The organism is Chryseomicrobium aureum (genome assembly GCF_016909155.1).
Classification (GTDB): Bacteria; Bacillota; Bacilli; order Bacillales_A; family Planococcaceae; genus Chryseomicrobium; species Chryseomicrobium aureum.
Genome location: NZ_JAFBFG010000003.1, coordinates 56,032 through 75,466, shown reverse-complemented (window position 1 = coordinate 75,466; position 19,435 = coordinate 56,032). Strand labels below are relative to the sequence as shown.

The 19,435-nt window shown below is 45.8% G+C and carries 18 protein-coding genes; 3 read left to right on the top strand and 15 right to left on the bottom strand.

The window, feature by feature from the left end; translation table 11 throughout:
• Nucleotides 1-52: 52 nt before the first annotated feature.
• From JOD03_RS04605 to JOD03_RS04570, 8 genes are read right to left on the bottom strand one after another with little or no spacing between them, the layout of a single operon-like run.
• Nucleotides 53-2,656 (bottom strand): VWA domain-containing protein, encoded by a 2,604-nt coding sequence (locus JOD03_RS04605; protein WP_204589666.1) that lies wholly within the window; start codon nt 2,654-2,656, stop codon nt 53-55.
• Entirely contained in the window at nt 2,640-4,388 is a 1,749-nt protein-coding gene (locus JOD03_RS04600) for a vWA domain-containing protein (protein WP_204589665.1), read from the bottom strand. The genes JOD03_RS04605 and JOD03_RS04600 overlap by 17 nt, the downstream gene beginning before the upstream one ends.
• A 9-nt stretch (nt 4,389-4,397) precedes the next feature.
• On the bottom strand, nt 4,398-5,264 hold the full coding sequence (locus tag JOD03_RS04595) for a DUF58 domain-containing protein (RefSeq protein ID WP_204589664.1): 867 nt from the start codon (nt 5,262-5,264) through the stop codon (nt 4,398-4,400).
• 12 nt (nt 5,265-5,276) lie between these two features.
• On the bottom strand, nt 5,277-6,260 hold the full coding sequence (locus JOD03_RS04590; RefSeq protein WP_204589663.1) for an AAA family ATPase: 984 nt from the start codon (nt 6,258-6,260) through the stop codon (nt 5,277-5,279).
• Between the two features lie 10 nt (nt 6,261-6,270).
• The gene (locus JOD03_RS04585) at nt 6,271-7,632 is read right to left on the bottom strand and encodes a hypothetical protein (RefSeq protein WP_204589662.1); all 1,362 of its coding nucleotides are present in this window, start codon (nt 7,630-7,632) and stop codon (nt 6,271-6,273) included.
• A gap of 12 nt (nt 7,633-7,644) precedes the next feature.
• The gene (locus JOD03_RS04580) at nt 7,645-8,490 is read right to left on the bottom strand and encodes an ABC transporter permease (protein WP_204589661.1); all 846 of its coding nucleotides are present in this window, start codon (nt 8,488-8,490) and stop codon (nt 7,645-7,647) included.
• Nucleotides 8,487-9,422 carry an ABC transporter ATP-binding protein gene (locus JOD03_RS04575; RefSeq protein ID WP_204589660.1) on the bottom strand — a complete coding sequence of 312 codons (936 nt, stop codon included), beginning with the start codon at nt 9,420-9,422 and terminating at the stop codon, nt 8,487-8,489. Before JOD03_RS04575 ends, JOD03_RS04580 begins: the two co-directional genes overlap by 4 nt.
• Nucleotides 9,419-11,845, bottom strand: coding sequence for a hypothetical protein (locus JOD03_RS04570; protein WP_204589659.1), 2,427 nt, complete (start codon nt 11,843-11,845; stop codon nt 9,419-9,421). The genes JOD03_RS04575 and JOD03_RS04570 overlap by 4 nt, the downstream gene beginning before the upstream one ends.
• A gap of 365 nt (nt 11,846-12,210) precedes the next feature.
• Between JOD03_RS04570 and pdxS the strand changes: the two genes are divergently transcribed.
• Both pdxS and pdxT read left to right on the top strand, forming a co-directional pair.
• Entirely contained in the window at nt 12,211-13,101 is an 891-nt protein-coding gene (gene pdxS, locus JOD03_RS04565) for a pyridoxal 5'-phosphate synthase lyase subunit PdxS (RefSeq protein ID WP_204589658.1), read from the top strand.
• A gap of 4 nt (nt 13,102-13,105) precedes the next feature.
• Nucleotides 13,106-13,690 carry a pyridoxal 5'-phosphate synthase glutaminase subunit PdxT gene (gene pdxT, locus JOD03_RS04560; RefSeq protein WP_275580368.1) on the top strand — a complete coding sequence of 195 codons (585 nt, stop codon included), beginning with the start codon at nt 13,106-13,108 and terminating at the stop codon, nt 13,688-13,690.
• 49 nt (nt 13,691-13,739) lie between these two features.
• Here pdxT and JOD03_RS04555 read toward each other — a convergent pair whose 3' ends face one another.
• Genes JOD03_RS04555 through JOD03_RS04530 form a run of 6 tightly spaced genes read right to left on the bottom strand, consistent with a single transcriptional unit; the run spans nt 13,740 to nt 17,081 of the window.
• Nucleotides 13,740-14,423 carry a hypothetical protein gene (locus tag JOD03_RS04555; RefSeq protein WP_204589656.1) on the bottom strand — a complete coding sequence of 228 codons (684 nt, stop codon included), beginning with the start codon at nt 14,421-14,423 and terminating at the stop codon, nt 13,740-13,742.
• Nucleotides 14,420-14,902: an ECF transporter S component gene (locus JOD03_RS04550; protein WP_204589655.1), complete on the bottom strand. Its 483-nt coding sequence runs from the start codon at nt 14,900-14,902 to the stop codon at nt 14,420-14,422. Before JOD03_RS04550 ends, JOD03_RS04555 begins: the two co-directional genes overlap by 4 nt.
• Complete coding sequence (locus JOD03_RS04545; RefSeq protein WP_204589654.1) at nt 14,893-15,297, bottom strand: bifunctional adenosylcobinamide kinase/adenosylcobinamide-phosphate guanylyltransferase; 405 nt, start codon at nt 15,295-15,297, stop codon at nt 14,893-14,895. Before JOD03_RS04545 ends, JOD03_RS04550 begins: the two co-directional genes overlap by 10 nt.
• A complete protein-coding gene (locus JOD03_RS04540; protein ID WP_204589653.1) occupies nt 15,222-15,830 on the bottom strand; it encodes a histidine phosphatase family protein in 609 nt (202 codons plus the stop codon). The genes JOD03_RS04545 and JOD03_RS04540 overlap by 76 nt, the downstream gene beginning before the upstream one ends.
• Nucleotides 15,803-16,549 (bottom strand): adenosylcobinamide-GDP ribazoletransferase, encoded by a 747-nt coding sequence (gene cobS, locus JOD03_RS04535; RefSeq protein ID WP_204589652.1) that lies wholly within the window; start codon nt 16,547-16,549, stop codon nt 15,803-15,805. The genes JOD03_RS04540 and cobS overlap by 28 nt, the downstream gene beginning before the upstream one ends.
• On the bottom strand, nt 16,503-17,081 hold the full coding sequence (locus JOD03_RS04530; protein ID WP_204589651.1) for a bifunctional adenosylcobinamide kinase/adenosylcobinamide-phosphate guanylyltransferase: 579 nt from the start codon (nt 17,079-17,081) through the stop codon (nt 16,503-16,505). The genes cobS and JOD03_RS04530 overlap by 47 nt, the downstream gene beginning before the upstream one ends.
• A gap of 49 nt (nt 17,082-17,130) precedes the next feature.
• Here JOD03_RS04530 and JOD03_RS04525 point away from each other — a divergent pair, with 49 nt between their 5' ends.
• Complete coding sequence (locus JOD03_RS04525) at nt 17,131-18,582, top strand: bifunctional metallophosphatase/5'-nucleotidase (protein WP_204589650.1); 1,452 nt, start codon at nt 17,131-17,133, stop codon at nt 18,580-18,582.
• Here the strand turns inward: JOD03_RS04525 and JOD03_RS04520 are convergent.
• Complete coding sequence (locus JOD03_RS04520) at nt 18,500-19,435, bottom strand: ABC transporter substrate-binding protein (protein WP_204589649.1); 936 nt, start codon at nt 19,433-19,435, stop codon at nt 18,500-18,502. The genes JOD03_RS04525 and JOD03_RS04520 overlap by 83 nt on opposite strands.

The window sequence follows — 19,435 nt, the reverse complement described above, 5'->3', positions numbered from 1 at the left end:
TTGGGAGTAGCTCCCATTTGGTGCCTGTCACCTTTTTTTCTTTTTTTCTTTTCTAATTCTCCCGCTTCGTCCGCGTCTTCTCGAGCATCGAGGAGATGGACGTGCCAGAGGTGCTGGCAGGAATTGCTTCACGTCGCGAAAACAACGATTGCAAACGGCGGCGTGACGGCAAGCCGAAGCGGCGAATGGTAATGTCGAGGAAGAACAAGATCAAAGCTAGCCAAATCAGCGGGAACACAAAACTCTGTTGGTTCCAACTGCCAGACGCCAATCCGCGCATTGCGTCGCTGCCCGATTCAATGACTTGTCCACCCGTCGTCTCTGACACACTGGCCATCAATTCTTGATTACTTCCAAGTTTCGCATACTCTTGTGAGTACGGGATGGATACGCCTGCTTGGAATACACTTTGTTGATCATTTTGTACGGTAAAGAATACGATGCCTGGATCTGTGTCGAGTGTAACGCGGGCTTTTCCTGGTTCGATCGGTTCCGATTCTACAATCAATTCCTCGCCACTATTTGTCGTCGCCTGCACGTCAAAGAACTGTGAGCTTCCACTCGGGTCCGACAAGATGTAAACACCTTCTTCTTCACGTTCCACTGAAAAAGGTTCCGTTTCAATAGAAGGAAGGAGTCGATTGATTACCGTGTTCCAAAAGAGCGGCCACTTCTCATAAAGGGCAAAGTCACCGCTCCATGCTCCTCGAGAATCAGACGTATACGCAATCGTTCGACCTAAGCCGTACATCCACTCCGCAAGTACCGGATCTTCTTTTGTGCTCTCGGCCACCAGAGTCGCTTGCGGTTTCAATGTCGTTGCGATGTATGCGTTCAACTGCGGGACGCCTTCGTTAAAGACAGGATCCCAACCTGGAGCGGAGTATACTGTTGGAAAGAATGGTTCGTCTTCGATATACGTTTTCGTCGTCATCGCAGTCTCACGAGATAAAATCGACGGAATCGCAGTCTCATCGACTACATCATAGTAACGTCCGGTTCCGTACTCAGCGAGGGATTCAAGCAGCACCTTATCAGCATCTTGTCCAATAGACACTGTGGACAAGGTGATATTGTCCTTCAAACCATCCTCAATCAGTGACTCGTAATCACTCGACGTTGACGACTGGCCATCTGTAAGGAGGATGATGTGTTTGCGTTGTACACCGATTTTTTCAAGCTTGTTATACGCTGTGTTTAGGCTGGAATAGATTTCAGTTCCACCACCCGGCGTGATGCTCAGTACTTTATTAATCGTTTCATCACGGTCATCGATGACACCGGGTTCGATGATTTCCCACGGTCGGTCGTCAAAGGCAATCAAACCAAACTGGTCTTCCGGCCGAAGCATCTCAATCGAACGGGCAGCTGCTTCTTTTGCCAGTTCCATCTTGCCACCCATCATACTTCCCGAGCGGTCTAAAACAATCATGAGCGCAAGAGAAGGTAATTGATGCTTGCCTTTCACATCCATTTCAACCGGAAGCAATTTTTCGATTGGTGTCTGGAAATAGCCTCCGAGTCCAAAACTCGTCTCGCCTCCAACCATCATAAAGCCGGTCCCAAACTGTTTGACGGCTTGCTCGATGATTGCCATTTTTGCTTCACCGACGATATGGCCTGGAACGTTATCAAAAATGATGGCGTTGTAGCCGGCGTAAGAAGCCAGTTCACTTGGAAGGGAAGCCGCATCAATCGAGTCGACGACAAGGCCTGCTTGATCGATGAATGTCGGCACAGGGCTATCGCCTTCAGGTGACACGATGAGTACGTGTGGTGTATCTTCGACCATCGTCAAACTGGTCAGTGCATTGTTTTGAATGACCGCGTCATTTGCACGCTGGATCGTAGCTTCGTAGACGAGTGGACCTTTTTCTTCCGTTGGGTTTGCGAACGAGAATACATTGTCACCTTCCGTGAGTGTCACGTCTTCTGAAAGAATTTGCGTGTCATTCAACTGAATAGAAAGGGTTGCTGGTCCTTCTACAGCAGATTGTACGGTCACTTGGAGCGTATGCGACTCGCCTTCAAATGCAGTCGTAGGCGTTTGGAAGTCGACGATCGCTACATCTTTTTCATCCTGACCGGAAAGAAGGACCGTATCGAGTTCCACTCCACGGTCACGCAATTCTGTCTCGAACGATTTCAGCGAGCCATTCGTCTCATTGCCATCTGTCAAAACAACCACGCGCGTCGCTACGTCCGAATCCGACAAACCAAGCGCAAGTTTTACCGCATTTTCAATGTCTGTCTGATCCCCACTTGCCATCTGTGAAATTTCAGGAACCGCATCCACCGTATTGGAAAGGACTTGATCGGTTTGGAAGCCATTCGAAAACGAATAGATTCCAACGGATTGATTTGCTTTTTTTGAGCCAATTGCTTCACGCAAAATAGTTTGTTGTGCGTCCCACTGATTTTGCATCGACGCCGACTGATCAACGAGAAATAAAATCTGTTCATCATTGACCGGCCACAAGAGGCGCGGGGAAGCAAGGGCGAGTAAGAGGGAGAGAACTGCAACAATACGCAGCACAAACGCCGTTTTTTCAGTGGCTGATTTTGGTGCTTTTGATTGGTTTCGTGCCCACAAAAAATAGACGAGGGGCAACAAGCCGAGTAGAAGCCATAGGGGGTTCTCAAGTTGTAAATCCACGACGTCGTTGCACCTCCCATTCTGTAAGTAACACTAGTAGTAACAGCACAGCACCAATCGGCACGAGTGAACGATCTACTTCTGCAGTGCCTTCTGCTTCATACGTACCGATTTCATAGCTCTTCTCAAAGCCGAGTTGTTTTTCTTGTTGTTCGAGCATGACTGTAAAGTGTTTGGATGCGTCCCCGTCTGTTAGCTGATAAAAGCCAGGGGCAGGCGGAGCCGTCATCGTACTGTCGGATGCCACGTCCGAAATGAATTCGCCATCTCGGTCATAGATGCTCCACTCTCCGTATTGACTTGCTAGGGTTACACGGTCGTTCGGAAAATAGCTACCTGTAGTCTCCGCATCTTCTGAGAACTGTTCCATCGCTGCCCATAAGAACAGTGGATAGGAAGGGTGGAGCGGCCAGTCCGTCTGATCGATACTGGCAAGAACGGCTAGATTGCCGTTTTCGAATTGCTGGATGAACGGTTGCTCGCCGATTGCTGCAATCGTCGTGGCTTCAGGAAACGGTTCATACACCGCTTGAACATACACGTCGGATAAATCGACGTAATTGGAAAACGGCTTTTTTTGTTCGATAACGCCTGCAGCTTCAAGTTGTTCGTTCTCACCACGCCCAACCAATAAAATAGGGTGTGCTGTATCATCAAGCAATTCTTCATTGCTTGTAATCAATAATTCTCCTTCTGGTCGAAGGGCTAGGTCATCCGTTGGTACAGTGACGACGTCCGCACCAATTGCCGTTAACGCTTTTTGGATTGTAGGGTGAATCTGATCATCGACTGCGACTTTCAACACCGGACGGTAGAGGGTTGCGGTCATCCGGTTGTCGGCTTCAAACGCATCCTCACTCGACAATACAGCTTCGTAGAACGAACCTGTTGCTGGAAGTTTAGCAGAAACGATTTGGCGTTCGTTTGCAGGCACTTCATACTCTGTTGTACCTAACGACTGTCCGTCCAAATCAAGAAATTCCAGTGTGCCAGTTGCCACTTCTTTTGTGTCGTTTTGAATCTCAACAATCGCATTTGTCTCGTCTTCTAGTTGTGAGACCCCGAACTGCTTGATGGCAATGTTGCCGAGCTCAGTTGGGCGGTTCTCAACGCGCCATGCAACATTCTCTTGATCAAACGTAATCAAGTCTCGAGGGGCAGCATCCGTCAAAACATACACGTGCGCACCAGATTTCGGAAGACCGGCTTTCACAAACTCCACCGTCTTCTTCAACTGCTCCGCTTCATACTGAAGAGGAATCGCTGTGATGGCAGCGTTCACTGCAGATGTGTTCGTACTATTCTGTACAACAAACGTGGGCGTATCCCCAGTCGTGACCACAGTGAATGTTGCGCCTTCATGTGAATCGACAAGAGCCCTCATACGCGTTTTTTGTGTTTCAAACCATGTAGTATCGCCTTCACGTGTTTCCATTGAAGCGGACGTATCTAATACGAGCCAAATGTCTTGTCCTGTAGCAGTCGTCGCCGGAGAGTAGGGCTTCATAACAAGCATTACAAATAAAAAGAGGGCGAGTAATTGCAAGAAAAGTAAAGCGTTCTTTTGGAGCTTCTCAAAATACGGAGAAGCTTTCGTTTCGTTCATGAACGATTCCCAAAACAGTGTGGAGGAAATCGTCATTGGTGTATAGCGTTTGCGGAAGAAATAATAAAGAAGGACAGCAAGAGGGAAGATAAGCGTCCAACTGTTTGTCCATTGTAAAAAACTCATCTACTCACCTCATCGTATCCATTGAAAACGAACGAACTGGTGAAGAGCGGCACTTAAGAAATCCGGCTGGCTCGGCACGAAGACGAGGCTGTGGCCATAGCGGGCTGCAAGGTTCTCCAGTTGTTCAAAATGGTGTTTCCGTGTTGTTTCATATCGTTTGATCATAGCGGGTGTAACGGTCACATTTAAACTTTCGGACGATTCCCGATCGACAAGCAAATAATCTCCGAAGTAATCGGGGTTCTCTTCTTGTTCGGACGAGACAATGATGAACCGAATGTCTCGTGGACGGCGAGCTAAAAGTTGACACGTTTTTTCAAATTCACTTAGTGCTTCAAGCCCGTCAGTTACAACGAACACGCTGTTTGCGTCTTTTGGAATCTGTGAAGCGATGGTGCTTAGAAATGGTTCATCGGCTTTCGTCATCTCGAGTTCTTCAACTTTGGCTTGGAATACGTGCCGGTACATGGTCCCTTTTTTACGAAACGTATGGAGTCGCTCGGGTTGCTTGGCAGTAAACGACAATGAGTCGTCATGCGTCAGTACGAGGTAGCCGAAGAGAGCGGCTACTTGTTGCGCGTGAAGCCATTTGTCCCCGTCGTTCATAGACGGCGTCGTATCGAGTACAATATGTACACGCATCTCTTGTTCGTCTAAGAAGCGCTTGATAAATAGTTTATCCGTTCGAGCATACACGTTCCAGTCGATCTGTCGTACATCATCTCCTGGTTCGTACACACGAAAGTCAGAGAAATCAAGCGATGAGCCAAAACGTTGGGAAGCATGTGTGCCACGCCGACCGTTTGCTTGCCGCTTGCGACTGACGATGCGGTAGTTAGCAAGTTTATTCATAGTCGATGTCGTCAGTAACGGCATAGTGTTTCCTCCTTACGCTTTTGCAAGTTCTTCGATCATCAAGTCGAGTACATAGTCTGGTGTGTAGCCAAGTGCTTCCGCTTCGTAGTTTAGGCGAATGCGGTGACGGAGTACGGGTTTAACAGATTGTTTTAAATCTGCAATCGATACATGCAGGCGACCTGCTAAAAATGCGCGCGCTTTAGCGATTCGAATCAAACTCTGCAACCCGCGTGGACCACTTCCGAACTGAACGAAGCGTGTAATCGGTTCGAGTGTTGAGCTCTCGGGATGCGTGGACGTAATCAACGTGATTGCGTAGTCCATCAAATCATCTGCCACTAACACGTGTTTCACCATCGCCTGCGCTTCGCGAATTTCCTGTGCGGAAAGGACTTGTTGTAAGTCATGCGAAGTGGTACCTGTCGTACGCACCATGATTTCTTTCAGTTCAGATTTCGAAGGATACGGTAACACGACTTTACATAAGAAACGGTCAACTTGTGCCTCAGGAAGAGGATACGTTCCTTCCATTTCAATCGGGTTTTGCGTTGCTAGAACGAAGAACGGTTCTTCCATTTTGCGTGTTTCACCGAGCACGGTTACCGTGTGTTCACCCATCGCTTCGAGTAACGCACTTTGCGTCTTCGGAGTCGCGCGGTTGATCTCATCGGCAAGTACAAGTTGATGGAAGATCGGTCCTTTTTTAAACACAAAATCGGTCTTTCCGTCTTCACTGCGCTCAATCATGCTCGTTCCTGTAATATCAGCAGGCATCAAGTCCGGTGTGAATTGAATACGAGAAAATGACAAATCACATACTTCTCCGATCGTGCGGATGAGCATCGTCTTCCCGAGACCTGGAAGTCCTTCGAGAAGTGTGTGCCCCCCTGCAACCATTGCAAGAAGGGTGTAATCGATAGCTTCATGCTGCCCGACGATAAACGTGCTGATCTCTTGTTTTGCTTGTGCAAATTTTGCACTCATCTGTTCGAAATGTTCTGGTGTATAGTTCATAATGCCTCCACTAATCTGTTGTTTGGATGGATGAAAAATAAGACTGTACATAGTTTTGCAGGTCAGAAGGGAGTTGCAGTCGGTCGACGCTGTCACGATAGAGCGGAGCATAGTCGCCAACAGCATCTTGATACGGTCGAACGGTTCCTTTAGTTACAGGCGTCTCGCCGGTCTGTTCTCCAATCGCTTGCCCCTCGCCAAGTTGACCACCATCTGTTGTGGAAGCACCCGGCGTGCCGATTCGTTTAGGTGTAGCGATAAGAGAGCGGTCACCTTGGCCTTTTCCACCTTGTGTACCGCCTTGACCACCGCCTTGCCCCGAACCTTGACCTTGCCCTTGGCCTTGGCCTTGTCCTTGGCCTTGACCTTGTCCTTGCCCCTGGCCTTGACCTTGACCTTGGCCTTGCCCTTGCCCCTGGCCTTGTCCTTGATCTTGTCCGTTTTGCCCTTGTTGATTTTGCTGTCCAGACTGGTTTTGCCCAGTAGCTGTTTGATTTTGACTCGTTGTTGCCAGTTGCGTCGGTGTGGAGAGCGGCTGACCGATTTTCGCCATCGCTGCCTGGGCGGACTTCATCTGTTCATTGAGTCCTTCAATCGATGCTGTCAGCTCTTCAAGTTTCTCTTTTTCTTCTGCTGTAAGCCCAGACTTGGTTGTATCATTTTCTGCAAGTTGTTGTTTTTTCACAAGTTGCGCTTTTTGTAGCTCAAGCTCTTTTTTCGTTTTCGTGACGTCTTCCCACGCTTTTTTCGCAGTATCCGCTTTCTTTAGCTCTTGCTCAAGTTCTGCCACTTTCTTTTTCACATCTGGCTTTTTCGCTTGCTGCTCTAATTTCTTAACTTCTTTCTCAAGCTCAGCAACCACTGCTTTTTCTACTTCTGCATCTTTTGCCGCAATCTGATCATCCGATGGAATCATCACGCTGACAAATCCTAATACAAGAAATACTAGTGCCAGGAGCAAGCTACGCATGGACCATTTCACACGAACGGCTTTTTTAAACCGCTCAGTCGCAGACGGAACAAGTGGTGTGACTTTGTTCTCTAAATGCTCAAGAAGTGGGGAAGGGGTCGTAGCTTGAGCTACTGTGATAAATTCATTTTCTGGGAATGCTGCATCGTATAGACGCAATGACTCAAGCTGTGTCGGCCGTTTGCGCATCAAGTACACGAAATACCCGGTTCCTACCAAAAGCGCAGCCCCTACTGCAATCCACTGAAAATAAAGAAGAACAAAGAAACGCGATACCAGGAGAAGAGAGAACCATGTGATGGCAGCAGCGACCAGTGCTTGTTGCAATTGCTCGACAGCAAACACGCGAACGACGCGCTGGTGAGCCCGTCGTATCATCGGTTGCCATTTAGAGTGGGTCATACAAATCCTCCTTTAGCGCATTTTGCCCATGTTGACACGCAGTTTCTTGATTGCAATAAACAATGCAAATGCAGTCAATAAGATGTAAAAGCTAACGTATGTGATCCAGATGGGGAAGTCCAGCTGTGTCATGTCTTTTAAAAATACCATGCCGTCCGGGCTGACAAGTGAGAACACCATAATTCCTGGGTTAATACTTGCCCAGAAGTGAGCCATGAAAGATGGAGATGGGGCTCCCATCCCGAATCCGTAGCTTGCTTGAATTGCTAAAATCATGAAAAATGCTGTGACGCCTGCTAAGAACATCATTGAACCGTACGTCGCAATCATCGAAACAATCGTCTTTTTCGTAATCGTCGAGAACATGATTCCAAGACTACCGATTGCAAGAACCGTCAGTAGGAAAAACAAGAAAATCTGAACGAGTTGGATGGGTGAAACTCCGCCAAATAAGAAAACTAAACTATAAATTGGAAGACCAGAAATCAGCATCAACACTAAAAAAGCAAGAGAAGACGCCAGTTTTCCAAAGATGATCTGCCAAGACTTTTGAGAGGTCGTTAAAAGAATGGTCAACGTTTGTTTCTCCCGTTCCGTACTGATAGTCCCAGCTGTTAGACCAGGCGTGATAAATAAGATCAGTCCGAGCTGGATATACGTCAATACGATAAACATATAATAGCTTTCTTCTGGTCGGAAGAAGCCTGTCCCAGTAAAGTTTGTAGCAATGAAAATCATACCGAACACAAATACACTTAAGGCCAATAGATAAAACAACAAACCGACAGAGCTTTTCACACTACGAAAGCGTAATTTTAATTCTTTAATGAGTACCGGATTGTAGAGGAGTGCTTTCATACTGTCTCCACTCCTTTCGTGATTTCCATGAAGACATCTTCAAGATCTGTTTCCGTCTGTGAGAATGTGATAATCGGTAGGTCTTTTAAAACTGCTGTTTTTAACAGTTCACGCTGCTGCTCATTCGTACCACGATATGAGAATGTTACAAGGTTACGCTTCTCATCCGTTTCAACCGTTGACACAAACGGTTGTTCTTCGATAAATGCCACAAACTCTGGAAGGCTTCCGAGCAGGTGGACAGTTACCGGACGCTCGTTTTGCAATTTTTCATGAATGTCAGCCACGCTACCGTGGGCGACTAATTGTCCTCCGTCTAAGACACCGATCTCATCACACATCTCTGCAAGCTCTGGAAGAATATGCGACGAAATCAAAATCGTCTTGCCCATGCCTTTTAAATGTTTCAAAATATCGCGCATCTCGATACGTGCACGTGGATCGAGTCCAGACGCAGGTTCGTCGAGAATTAATACGGCTGGATCATGGATCAGTGACCGTGCCAAGCAAAGGCGCTGCTTCATCCCGCGCGATAGCAAGTCCACGTATTCATACCGTTTGTGGGATAAGTTCACGAGTTCCAAAAGTTCAGGAATTAGCTTTTCACGTTCTTCAGCAGGTATTCCGTAACTCGCACCGTAGAAATCGAGGTACTCGTCTGCTTTTAATTGATCATACACTCCGAAAAAGTCCGGCATGTAGCCAATCTGTTTTCGTACTTCATGAGGCTGTCTACGTACAGACTTACCATTGATGAATGCTTCCCCACTTGTCGGTTGAAGGAGAGTGGACAAGATGGAGAATGTCGTCGATTTCCCAGCTCCGTTTGCTCCCACAAAACCAAATACAACGCCTTCTCCGATCGTCAAATTCAAATCTTTCAATGCATAAAAATTACCGTATCGTTTTGTCAGTCCTTTGATTTCAATCATTGAGCTGCCTCCCCAGTCAATTCGACTTCAGGAACTTTTGTGTAATCGTTGCCTGTGCTGTCTTGTTTGTTGATGCGTAATTCAATCGTTTGTTCTTTCGAGATATAGTCCGCGATGTTTTCAGTGAAAGAGGCAGGCGAATCTGTGACAGGCTCAAATTCACCAGTTTTTTGGTTTAAAATCTCGTAGGTCATGACATTTGCGACGGTATTTTTAATAGCGAGTTCTTTCCAAACAGGGGGCTCATCCGTAATATTTTGCGGAATCGTTGCGAGATAGATGAATTCACCGTTTTCCATATACCACTCATTCACCTGTCCTGGTGTGCGTTCGGAATACAATCCTTTATCAGAATACACTTCAAGTTCGAATGAATCGAACGGGAGAGTGAATTCTCCTTTAAATAATGTAGAGGACTCAAACGGTTGAATGAGTAAGTTCGTTGCATCCAGTTCCGCACGCTCACCCTCTACCGTGATTGGCACGATTGGCTCTTTCGAAATCGCAATAACAACCGGTGTCTTTAGTGGTTGATTCATTAAATACATATCAAATGCCTGTTTGATGGCACGTTTGCGTTCTTCCGGAAGCTTTTCAGAAGTTATCCCCGTAGGTGTACCACCGTAGTAACCACCTGAACCACCCATAGTCGATTTCGCAGGAAGCAAGATGCCTGCTTTATGCTGTTCATTGACTTGAAGGGTTTCACCTGCATCGAGATCACCAAGATCAATTTGTTTCGCACCTGTCCAAATCTGAACATTTGTCAGTGGGAATGGGAAAGTGTTTTCGATAGTTCCACTGATCAGTTCCGAATTGTTTTCAATGTTGACAAGGAGCTTTCCAGTCGCTTCCACAGTAGATTGTCCGATAATGCTAGCTGTTGACCAATAGCCGACGTTACGCAATGTCATGGTTGGGTTTTCTGGCTCTCCTTCAATGATCGCTTTCATACGAGTATCCATTTGATTACCAGAGAAACTTTGTCCTGTCCAAGAAGACAAGGTGGTCCCTTCACCAGCCACTAGCTTGTAATCGCCACTGCGGTTTGAGAGGAGTGTCTCGACAAAGTAACCGTTCATCATGCCATCTTCCTGCATTTCATAAAAACTCATTTGGTGGACTTGTGGTTTGGCCAAGCGGTCACGTGCTCCATATGCGAAAATCGCAACAGACGTTAAAATGGCAATCGAAGGTATGATCCACCACGAATATTCCCGTTTGTCTTTGCGCTTGAGCGCGAAGTAAAGAAGTGGTCCGACTAATAAAAAGTAGATAAAGATAATAAATCCAATACCGAGAACAGATACTTCAAATGACGGGAACAATTCATTGATTGATACAGATTCGTAGCCAATAGAGTCTAAAGTCGATGGTCCACCGTAATAAATTTGAGAGCCCGTGTCGATTACTTTTGCATCTTTGATCAATACAGAAAGCAGTTCGTCATAACCTTTTTCTGCAGAGAGCGGTTGATCCCCAAGTGAAAACGCAGTTTGCATGATGGTTCCGCTTCCTACTTTTTTCATTGCGGTTACAGGCGTGTTGTTTAAGCTCCAAACACTTGTCGCACCTTCTGCTAATGTACTTTTTTGTACGGAAATTGCGTTTGGAAGGTCAGAAGTTTTGGCATAGTCCTGCGCTTGTTCAGGTGTGATAGTCATTGTTTCGTTCGTTGCTTTTAAAGGCAGGTAGTCCGCGAGCATACCAAATTCCGCGTCGCCTTTTGAAGTCGCTCCTGCAAGCACTGTTCCACCAGCGTGTAGCCAGTCGACTAATGCTTGTTGCTGAGCGTCTGGCCAGTCTGCAATAGAAGATTCATCGACCACAACAATGCTGGCCATTTCCCAGTCTTGCTTTGTAGCAGGTAAAACTCCATTTTTTAAATGATTCAATGAAATGACTTCAGCACGAAGGCCTTGATTGAATTTAATGTTACGAAGTGCTGTCAGACGGTCCGTCGATTCTGTCAATGTGAATACAAATACCGAGTCTCCCATGAAGAAGCTAGGGCGAACGGCTTTGTCGCCTTTATAGGTGACTTCTTTTCCTTTTTCCCAGCCGCCTTCATATAAATAAAACATTTGCATGCTCGTACCTGAGTACATATAGTCCTCTGAAAGCGCCGATAAGCGGAGTGTAAGGGTTTTGGTCTCACCGGCAGCGAGTGTTAAAGGTAATGCGCGAGCAGAGCCGACTTCATAGGATTCCGGCGCATCAATCACGATATCACCAGAGAAGTCATCTCCGTTATTTTGAAGTGTGAGCGTTATAGGCACGCCACTTCCATAGAGCACCTTATTGTCGTAACCCGCGGTCGCTTTAATTGTAATGTCTGATTTCGCAAAAGCCGCGGTCGGAATAAGGAGCACTGTCAACACAAGGACTGTGAATAGCCCGAGTGTACCTAGTACTTTTTTCATCAATTGTTCCCCCTAAATTTTCTAATTATTTCTATCTAATTAATGGTAACGTATTAGGAGATGTTTTGTTTCACTAATTTTCAAAATGTTTTTCTGGTCAAAGGCGTGGAGGAGATCAACTCGTGGCGCTGAGCAGTCGTTCATCGGACGAAGAGGCGTTTTCTTGAACACTAAACCCGATTTATTGAACCCAAATTCGAATTTCTTCTACAGTAAATGGGATTTATTCTACCGAATTCATATTATGGAAACTAATTGGATATAAATGATTCTCCTGACCACTCGAATTTATAAGAAACTGACTATTTTGTAGATGTCAGATTCATAGTATCCTCTATCTATACTAGTACTGGAGGTTGAATTGAATGACGAAACAATTTACTGGAACAGATCGAGTGAAACGAGGAATGGCGGAAATGCAAAAAGGTGGCGTCATTATGGACGTCGTCAATGCAGAGCAAGCCCGCATTGCAGAAGCAGCTGGAGCTGTGGCCGTTATGGCGTTAGAGCGTGTACCATCGGATATTCGTGCTGCGGGCGGCGTTGCGCGTATGGCTGACCCACGCATTACAGAAGAAGTGATGCAGGCCGTGACAATTCCGGTCATGGCAAAAGCGCGCATCGGTCATATTTCGGAAGCGCGGATGCTTGAGGCTATGGGTGTCGATTACATCGATGAATCTGAAGTATTAACACCAGCAGATGAAGAGTTTCATTTAATCAAAAGCGACTTCACGGTGCCGTTTGTTTGCGGAAATAAAGATTTAGGTGAAGCGGCTCGCCGAATTGGAGAAGGCGCATCCATGCTCCGCACAAAGGGAGAACCGGGGACAGGGAATATCGTAGAAGCGGTTCGTCACTTACGTAAATTAAATGCCCAAGTTCGAAAAATCATTCATATGAACGACGATGAATTGATGACGGAAGCGAAAAACTTAGGTGCACCTTATCATGTATTACTGGAAATCAAACATTTAGGGCGCTTACCTGTTGTGAATTTTGCTGCAGGAGGCATTGCGACACCTGCGGATGCAGCTCTTATGATGGAACTTGGCGCAGACGGAGTATTTGTCGGTTCTGGTATTTTCAAATCGGACAATCCAGAACGTTTCGCCCGCGCGATTGTGGAAGCCACGACACATTACCAAGATTACAAACTACTCGTTGAAATTTCAAAAGACCTAGGGGTTCCGATGAAAGGTATTGAGATTGGTCGTTTAGAAGCAAGTGACCGGATGCAGGACCGGGTGCTGTGAAATGTTGAGAATTGGTGTTCTCGCTTTACAAGGTGCCGTCCGTGAACATGTTCTTTCTATAGAAGAAAGTGGAGCAACTGCTGTTCAAGTGAAACGGCTTGAAGACCTCGAAGGACTCGATGCTCTCGTATTGCCAGGTGGGGAAAGTACGACAATGCGCAAGTTACTCGATCGCTACGAATTACTTGAGCCGATTCGTAAACTTGCGGAAGAGGGTATTCCGATGTTCGGCACGTGTGCAGGTTTAATCCTGCTGGCACGCAATGTCGTAGGACAAGAGAGTCATTTGGGTGTGATGGACGTGACGGTCGAGAGAAATTCATTCGGTCGACAAGTCGATAGTTTTGAGATAGATCTTTATATCGTAGGTTTTGGAGAATCATTTCCTGCTGTGTTTATTCGAGCACCTCATATTGTGGAAGTAGGAAAGTCTGTTGAAGTGTTAGCAAAACACGACGGCCGTATCGTACTTGCACGTGACGGCAACTTCCTCGGCTGTTCATTCCATCCCGAATTAACCGAGGATCACCGTCTCATGCGCTATTTCGTGAAACTTGTTAGTGAGACAACCCCAGGGGTTGTCTCGTAATAGAAGTGAACTTTTAAGTGAGATAACCCCGGGGGTTATCTCACCTAACTCAAATCTCCAGCACACTTGCAGTGAATAGTCGTTGCAACGCATCTAAAGATAATGGCGACTTTACAAGTACACAGGTTGATGGCCCTGCGCTTCCGGGTGGAATAGGATTAGATGCACGAACTCCTAAACGAGACAGTTCTGCATCGACACCAGAAGAACCACACGGATGACAATACGAAATGGAATCCGAAAGTCGTGCCAAATAAAGCTCTTTTAGTGCAACAACTTCAGTTGGGGTGTTTAAAACCGCTTGGCCAACCAAGGGTTTTCCAATTAGAAACCAGTTGCCTGGTTGCTCGGCAGGTGTCAGTTTTTTCTTTGTCTGATACCAACATTTTTTCTGGCGGCTTCCAATAATTTGTACGGAAATTCCTGACTGTAATGTGGTCATGTTCGACTCTGTTGATCCGGCAATAGGAGGGCAGTCTAGCCCAATGTTTTGGAATAATCGTTCGATACCGAGTTTATAGAAATTCCAAGCAGCATTTCCCGTAAAATTGATTACGACAATTTGCTGCGCTTCTGCCTCAACACACCATAATTCTAATAAAGCTACTCTTGCTGCCATTTCCGCGACTAAACTCTCACTCGCACTTAGTACATCTCCAGGTTTTTCACCAATTCCCGCAGAATTATCAACACCCATCCACAACTCGTTGCCTAAAAAAATAGCATCTCTCACCGAATCAACTCCTGTCGCCCTGCACGTTTTACTAAAGGTGACGCAATAGAGGCAAGCAAGCAGTTGATTGCTGTAGCTACTAAAAGAAGAGGAGCCAAAGCGCTATAAAGAGCGGGACTGATCAGAAAGTAGAATGGAAGAGGCGCAAGAAGGCCTGTAGCCAACGTAACCCATATATACCCGAGTAATTGTCGGTTTCGTCGGATAAACCATCCGAATATCAGGACTATTCCTACCATTTCGAGTGCTACGATGAAATGAAACGGCCCAAGTGGAAGGCCGCCACTGAGTGCTGACACGATGTGACCGATGCCTGCAATCGCTCCTGCCCATAAAGGACCAAGAAATACCACACTTAAAAGTGCAGGGGTCAAATCAAGGGCAACGCTACTGAATGGACCAGGTAACTTAATAAGTGCACCGATTCCGCAAAGAGCCACAAAAAGTGCGGCTAGAGTAAGTTTTTTTGTCATGCCCATATCGACACTCCTTTCTTCATTTCATGTAGTCCGTACCAGATTTGTGTCACAGAAGTGGCCTCTGCGACAAGGTATTGTGTGATTCGCCCTGATTCATCACGCAATACACGATCTTCTTTTTGCAAAGGGACTATTCCCCGGGAAATATCTTCAACAATCCAGATGATTGTTTGGTTCGAAGCAGCAGATTGTAACGTATCTAGCCATTCGGATCTCTGTTCTTTTGTAAGAGGAAATAACGCCGCTTGGATACCATCAAAGACAAGTACATCTTTTGTATGATCGAATTCTGTTTCATCTGCATGAATCCATTGAACTGTTACATCGTTTCTTTCAAGATACGCGTGAACAAAGGCTCGCTTGCCGTGATAGGCACCTCCGAATACGATATGCATGACCAGCTCTCCTTTTTTTCTAATGTGAAGTGAAAAACTGTGTTGTGCCCTGCAGCTGCTTGCTGGAAGGGCGTTAAAGTAAACCAAGACTTTATTAATCGAATCACACCACCGTGGACTACTAAAATCAATGGACTATCTGAAGTGTCTAGTAAATTAAACAAAGCTTGATGTACGCGTGTTTCAAACTCGCTAAACGATTCACCCTTTGGTGGTGTGGATTCAAGTGGTCGATCAATCCAGTTTCTATAAGCTGTATCGAACTGCAAATCTGCATACGTCTTTTCTTCCCAGTCACCAAAATGCAACTCCCGGAAGCTTGCATCTGTATGTACCGTGCTTCTTGGAAAATAAAGTGTTGAGGTTTGAATGCATCGAATCAAGTCGCTAGAATAGACCTGAATCTCCTGATTAGTGAGTGGAGGAACTTCTGCATCCAAAATTTCTTGATTTGTCCACCCGATATACTGTTTTTGTTGATTTCCATAAGTTGGTAGATGTCGCATTATAATAAGATCAATAAGACGAGCCATACGACTAATTCGCCTCCTTCTATAAATGCTCCGCACATATCACCGGATGCCCCTCCAAAATGCTTTCTCGTCCAGATTTTGAAGTACCAAATCCCAATGAAAAGAACCGCAACAGGGCCACTGCTAACTGGAAGCAGTACAATCAAAGTAGCCAGAATAAAGAGTTGGATAAATGTCAGGGGAAGGAATGAGAAATGCTGTCTAAAAAAATGTGCCATGCCGTGTTCTTTAGATGGATTTGTTCCAACTAAATACAACACCATTCCACACCGAATTAAAATCGGAATCACTAGCCAGTAAAGTATGGAAAGCTCTAAGCTTATCAACTGCACGTAAATTCCGAACCGCATCAGTAAAGAGACGCCAACTGTCATCGCACCAAACGCTCCCACACGAGGGTCTTTTAATATTTCCTGACGTTTTGCCTGGTCTTTATAAGAAAAATAAGCGTCTGCAGTATCTGTCAGACCATCTAAATGGAGACCACCTGTAAAGGCAAGATGTGCTGCAACCAATAAAGCTGCAAGGAGTACGACATGAAACTCATTCGATAAGAGTGTATAAAGTCCGAAAAGAAGTGTTCCTTCAAGTAATCCGATGAGAGGAAAAACGGCGAACATTGAAGTGATGGACCGTTTTGTCATCGGCAAGGTGGCTTTAACAGGAACGCTACTAAAAAACTGTAAGGCAAGTGGCAAGCCACTGAGTAGTTCTTTCATCTTGAGGCTCCTTCCAGACCTTTGGGATTCCAAACGTCACTTCTATGCTGCAATCTGACTCGGCTACAATCCATTGATGAAGTTCGCCGAGCCACTTTCTGTATTCCTCCGTCTCCGGGTATACGGATGTGGGCTCGTCAAATACCTCGTTCGACACTAAAATGACAGGGGTCCCAGTCTTTTTCCACATCGAAATTTGTTGTTTCAATGAAGCAACTAGTGTTATTTTGTCGACATTCTCAAACCAAAAATTGCCGAGCCATGTCGTCAAGCAATCCCACAAAATCGGCTGTTCAGTTGGAAACGGTCGCTCGAGTGGCGTGAGGGCATCGCGGACTTCGATAGTTTCCCATGCGACCCCACTTGACGTTCGGAGCCGCTGGTGATGTTGAATGCGTTCCATCATCTCGGAGTCGGTTGCTTGTCCAGAAGCGATATAAAGAGGGGGATAGGTGGTTATGAGGGAAGTGGCCAGTTTTTCTGCAAACTGACTTTTTCCACTGCGTGCGCCGCCTGAAACAAAAATAAGCATAGAGATTCCTCCTGTGGTTTTGTATACTACTCGTCAAAGAGGTGTTGAAATGATCAAGATTGCAGTGATTAGTGATGTACATGGTGAAGAGCGACAGTTTAAGCGTCTTGCCCATGAACTGGAAGAAAAACAACCGGATCTCATTATCGACAATGGAGACTTTTTCTATGGAAGTCCGGAAGCTTTTTATTACGAGATGATGAAGAAACGGCCACCAATTTTGGATCTAGCAAAAGAATTGATTTCTGTTGCTGTTCCTGGAAATCATGAATTCACACATTCCTATCGAACATTCAAAACAGCACAAAATGATATGCCCTATGAGTGGATTTGTGCCAACGTATCTGGCTTTATACCCTATGTAGTCAAACATATCAAAGGGATAAAACTCGTGATTATTGGACTAACGACGCCACTTATTCGGGAGTGGGACGAGACTAGTGAGCTTAGTCACCTTGACATTCGTAACCCGGTGGAAGCTTTGAAAAAATGGATACCTTCTATTTTAGCTAGTGAGTCACCTGATCTACTAATCGTTAGCTATCACGGTGGTTTTGAACGAGATCCAGATAGTGACTGGCCATTTCACGGTGCTGAGAGTGAAAATGAGGCGCTCCGAATCGCGCACGCTTTCCCTGAAATTGATCTATTGATCACAGGTCATCAGCATCTGCGAATGAATACTGAGGTCAATGGTGTACACATTGTTCAACCGGGATCTCACGCAATTGGCTATACCGAAGTGATGATTGACACAGAAACTGCATCGAATCAGTTCTCCAGTGCGTTTCGTACAATTGAAAACAACTTGAACGAGCCGACGGAAGCAGATGAATGGCTTGATACAGTCATTGCCGAGTGGCCACAGGATACTCGGTTTTCCGGAATGCTTTCATCCAGACTGCATAGGCACAGATTTCATGACTTGATGCATGAAGTCTTTCAACTAGCGACAGGTGCTCAGTTGACCGTATTTGAAATGCCCTATCTAGAAAATGGCGGGTTCTTTGGTTCTATTACGCGCAGGGATGTCTTGCGTCACACACCACATGCAGCACCTCTCCAGATCATCGAATTGACGGGAAGTCAGGTCAAAACTTTACTTGAAGAAAGTGCCGCTGTATTTACTGTTCATCCAAAAACGGGTGTGCCCTGTTTTTCATCTGAAATCAGAGAACTAGCACCCGCTCCGTATGTACACGATGTGTGGGGTGGAATCGATTATACGGTAGATATCACACGTCCTGTTAGCAAACGTATCACACAGCTCCAAATTGGAGGGCGAGATGTTTTTGGTGATGAGCGCTTTGAAGTCGCCATCAGTCGCTATCGTCTAACTGGCTATGATTTTCCTCTATATACAACTGCTCAGGTAGTTCGATCAACGAACCGTACGATTCCGGAAATCTTACTTGATTTTATTGCGCAAACAACTCTGGATACACCGTTTGGGCAGCAAGCTCAACAGCCTCACCGATCCGAGTTGCAGGGCGACTCATAATATCGCTATCTACTTGATAGATGGCTTCGTTCTTTACAGCAGTGATAGATTCCCATGCTGGGCGACTCATCAATTCACCAATTGGGTCGTCCACATAGTTGACCGTCGTCAAAATAACTTCTGGATCTTTTTCAATAATACTTTCGCTCGAGACATTGAACCAGCCAGTTTGATCTGCAAAGATGTTTTCAATTCCAGCAGCTTTTAAAATCTCTTGTTGGAATGAACCTTCTCCAGTTGACCAGATATCTGGAGCAGGAGAAATTTCAAAGTACACGCGTTTTGGTGTGTCGAGGGTTGCTACTTTTTTTTTCACGCCTGCAATTTGTGCTTTGATTTCTTCTATTAATTCTTCACCACGTTCTTCAGCGCCCACTACAGTTGCAATTTGTTCGATGTCTCCGTAAACATCTTCAAAAGTAGAAGCGGTTTCGATAACAACCACTGGAATGCCTGCTTCTTCGAGTGGAGCGATTTGCAAGTCATCGCCAATTGTATACGCAATGACAACGTCTGGATCCATTTCAATGATGCGCTCGGCATTAATCGTCATCGAGTCGGAGATGCGCTCGATGTCTGCTGCTTCTTCCGGGTATGTATCAAACTCCGTTACACCAATCACTTTTTCACCAACTCCTAGGTCAAAAAGGATTTCTGTATTACTTGGTTGAAGAGAGACGATGGTTTCAGGTACTTCTGGAAGTATAATATCTTCGCCACGGTCATCTGTCACGGTGTATTCAGTAGTTTCCTCTGTTTGTTCGTTTGGTGTTTCAGTTGCATCTGAAGCTTGTTGTTGGCAGCCAGCTAAAACAAGTGTGAGAAATGCTGCTGCAGAAAGCCATTTTTTCAT

What these genes read in the sequence shown, in the direction of transcription:
- pdxS (WP_204589658.1), top strand. Translation starts at nt 12,211, where the DNA reads ATGACGAAACAATTTACTGGAACAGATCGAGTGAAACGAGGAATGGCG.
- JOD03_RS04570 (WP_204589659.1), bottom strand. Translation starts at nt 11,845, where the DNA reads ATGAAAAAAGTACTAGGTACACTCGGGCTATTCACAGTCCTTGTGTTG.
- JOD03_RS04530 (WP_204589651.1), bottom strand. Translation starts at nt 17,081, where the DNA reads ATGCTTATTTTTGTTTCAGGCGGCGCACGCAGTGGAAAAAGTCAGTTT.
- JOD03_RS04600 (WP_204589665.1), bottom strand. Translation starts at nt 4,388, where the DNA reads ATGAGTTTTTTACAATGGACAAACAGTTGGACGCTTATCTTCCCTCTT.
- JOD03_RS04525 (WP_204589650.1), top strand. Translation starts at nt 17,131, where the DNA reads ATGATCAAGATTGCAGTGATTAGTGATGTACATGGTGAAGAGCGACAG.
- JOD03_RS04540 (WP_204589653.1), bottom strand. Translation starts at nt 15,830, where the DNA reads ATGGCTCGTCTTATTGATCTTATTATAATGCGACATCTACCAACTTAT.
- JOD03_RS04520 (WP_204589649.1), bottom strand. Translation starts at nt 19,435, where the DNA reads ATGAAAAAATGGCTTTCTGCAGCAGCATTTCTCACACTTGTTTTAGCT.
- JOD03_RS04550 (WP_204589655.1), bottom strand. Translation starts at nt 14,902, where the DNA reads ATGGGCATGACAAAAAAACTTACTCTAGCCGCACTTTTTGTGGCTCTT.
- JOD03_RS04585 (WP_204589662.1), bottom strand. Translation starts at nt 7,632, where the DNA reads ATGACCCACTCTAAATGGCAACCGATGATACGACGGGCTCACCAGCGC.
- JOD03_RS04575 (WP_204589660.1), bottom strand. Translation starts at nt 9,422, where the DNA reads ATGATTGAAATCAAAGGACTGACAAAACGATACGGTAATTTTTATGCA.
- cobS (WP_204589652.1), bottom strand. Translation starts at nt 16,549, where the DNA reads ATGAAAGAACTACTCAGTGGCTTGCCACTTGCCTTACAGTTTTTTAGT.
- JOD03_RS04545 (WP_204589654.1), bottom strand. Translation starts at nt 15,297, where the DNA reads ATGCATATCGTATTCGGAGGTGCCTATCACGGCAAGCGAGCCTTTGTT.
- JOD03_RS04595 (WP_204589664.1), bottom strand. Translation starts at nt 5,264, where the DNA reads ATGCCGTTACTGACGACATCGACTATGAATAAACTTGCTAACTACCGC.
- JOD03_RS04580 (WP_204589661.1), bottom strand. Translation starts at nt 8,490, where the DNA reads ATGAAAGCACTCCTCTACAATCCGGTACTCATTAAAGAATTAAAATTA.
- JOD03_RS04590 (WP_204589663.1), bottom strand. Translation starts at nt 6,260, where the DNA reads ATGAACTATACACCAGAACATTTCGAACAGATGAGTGCAAAATTTGCA.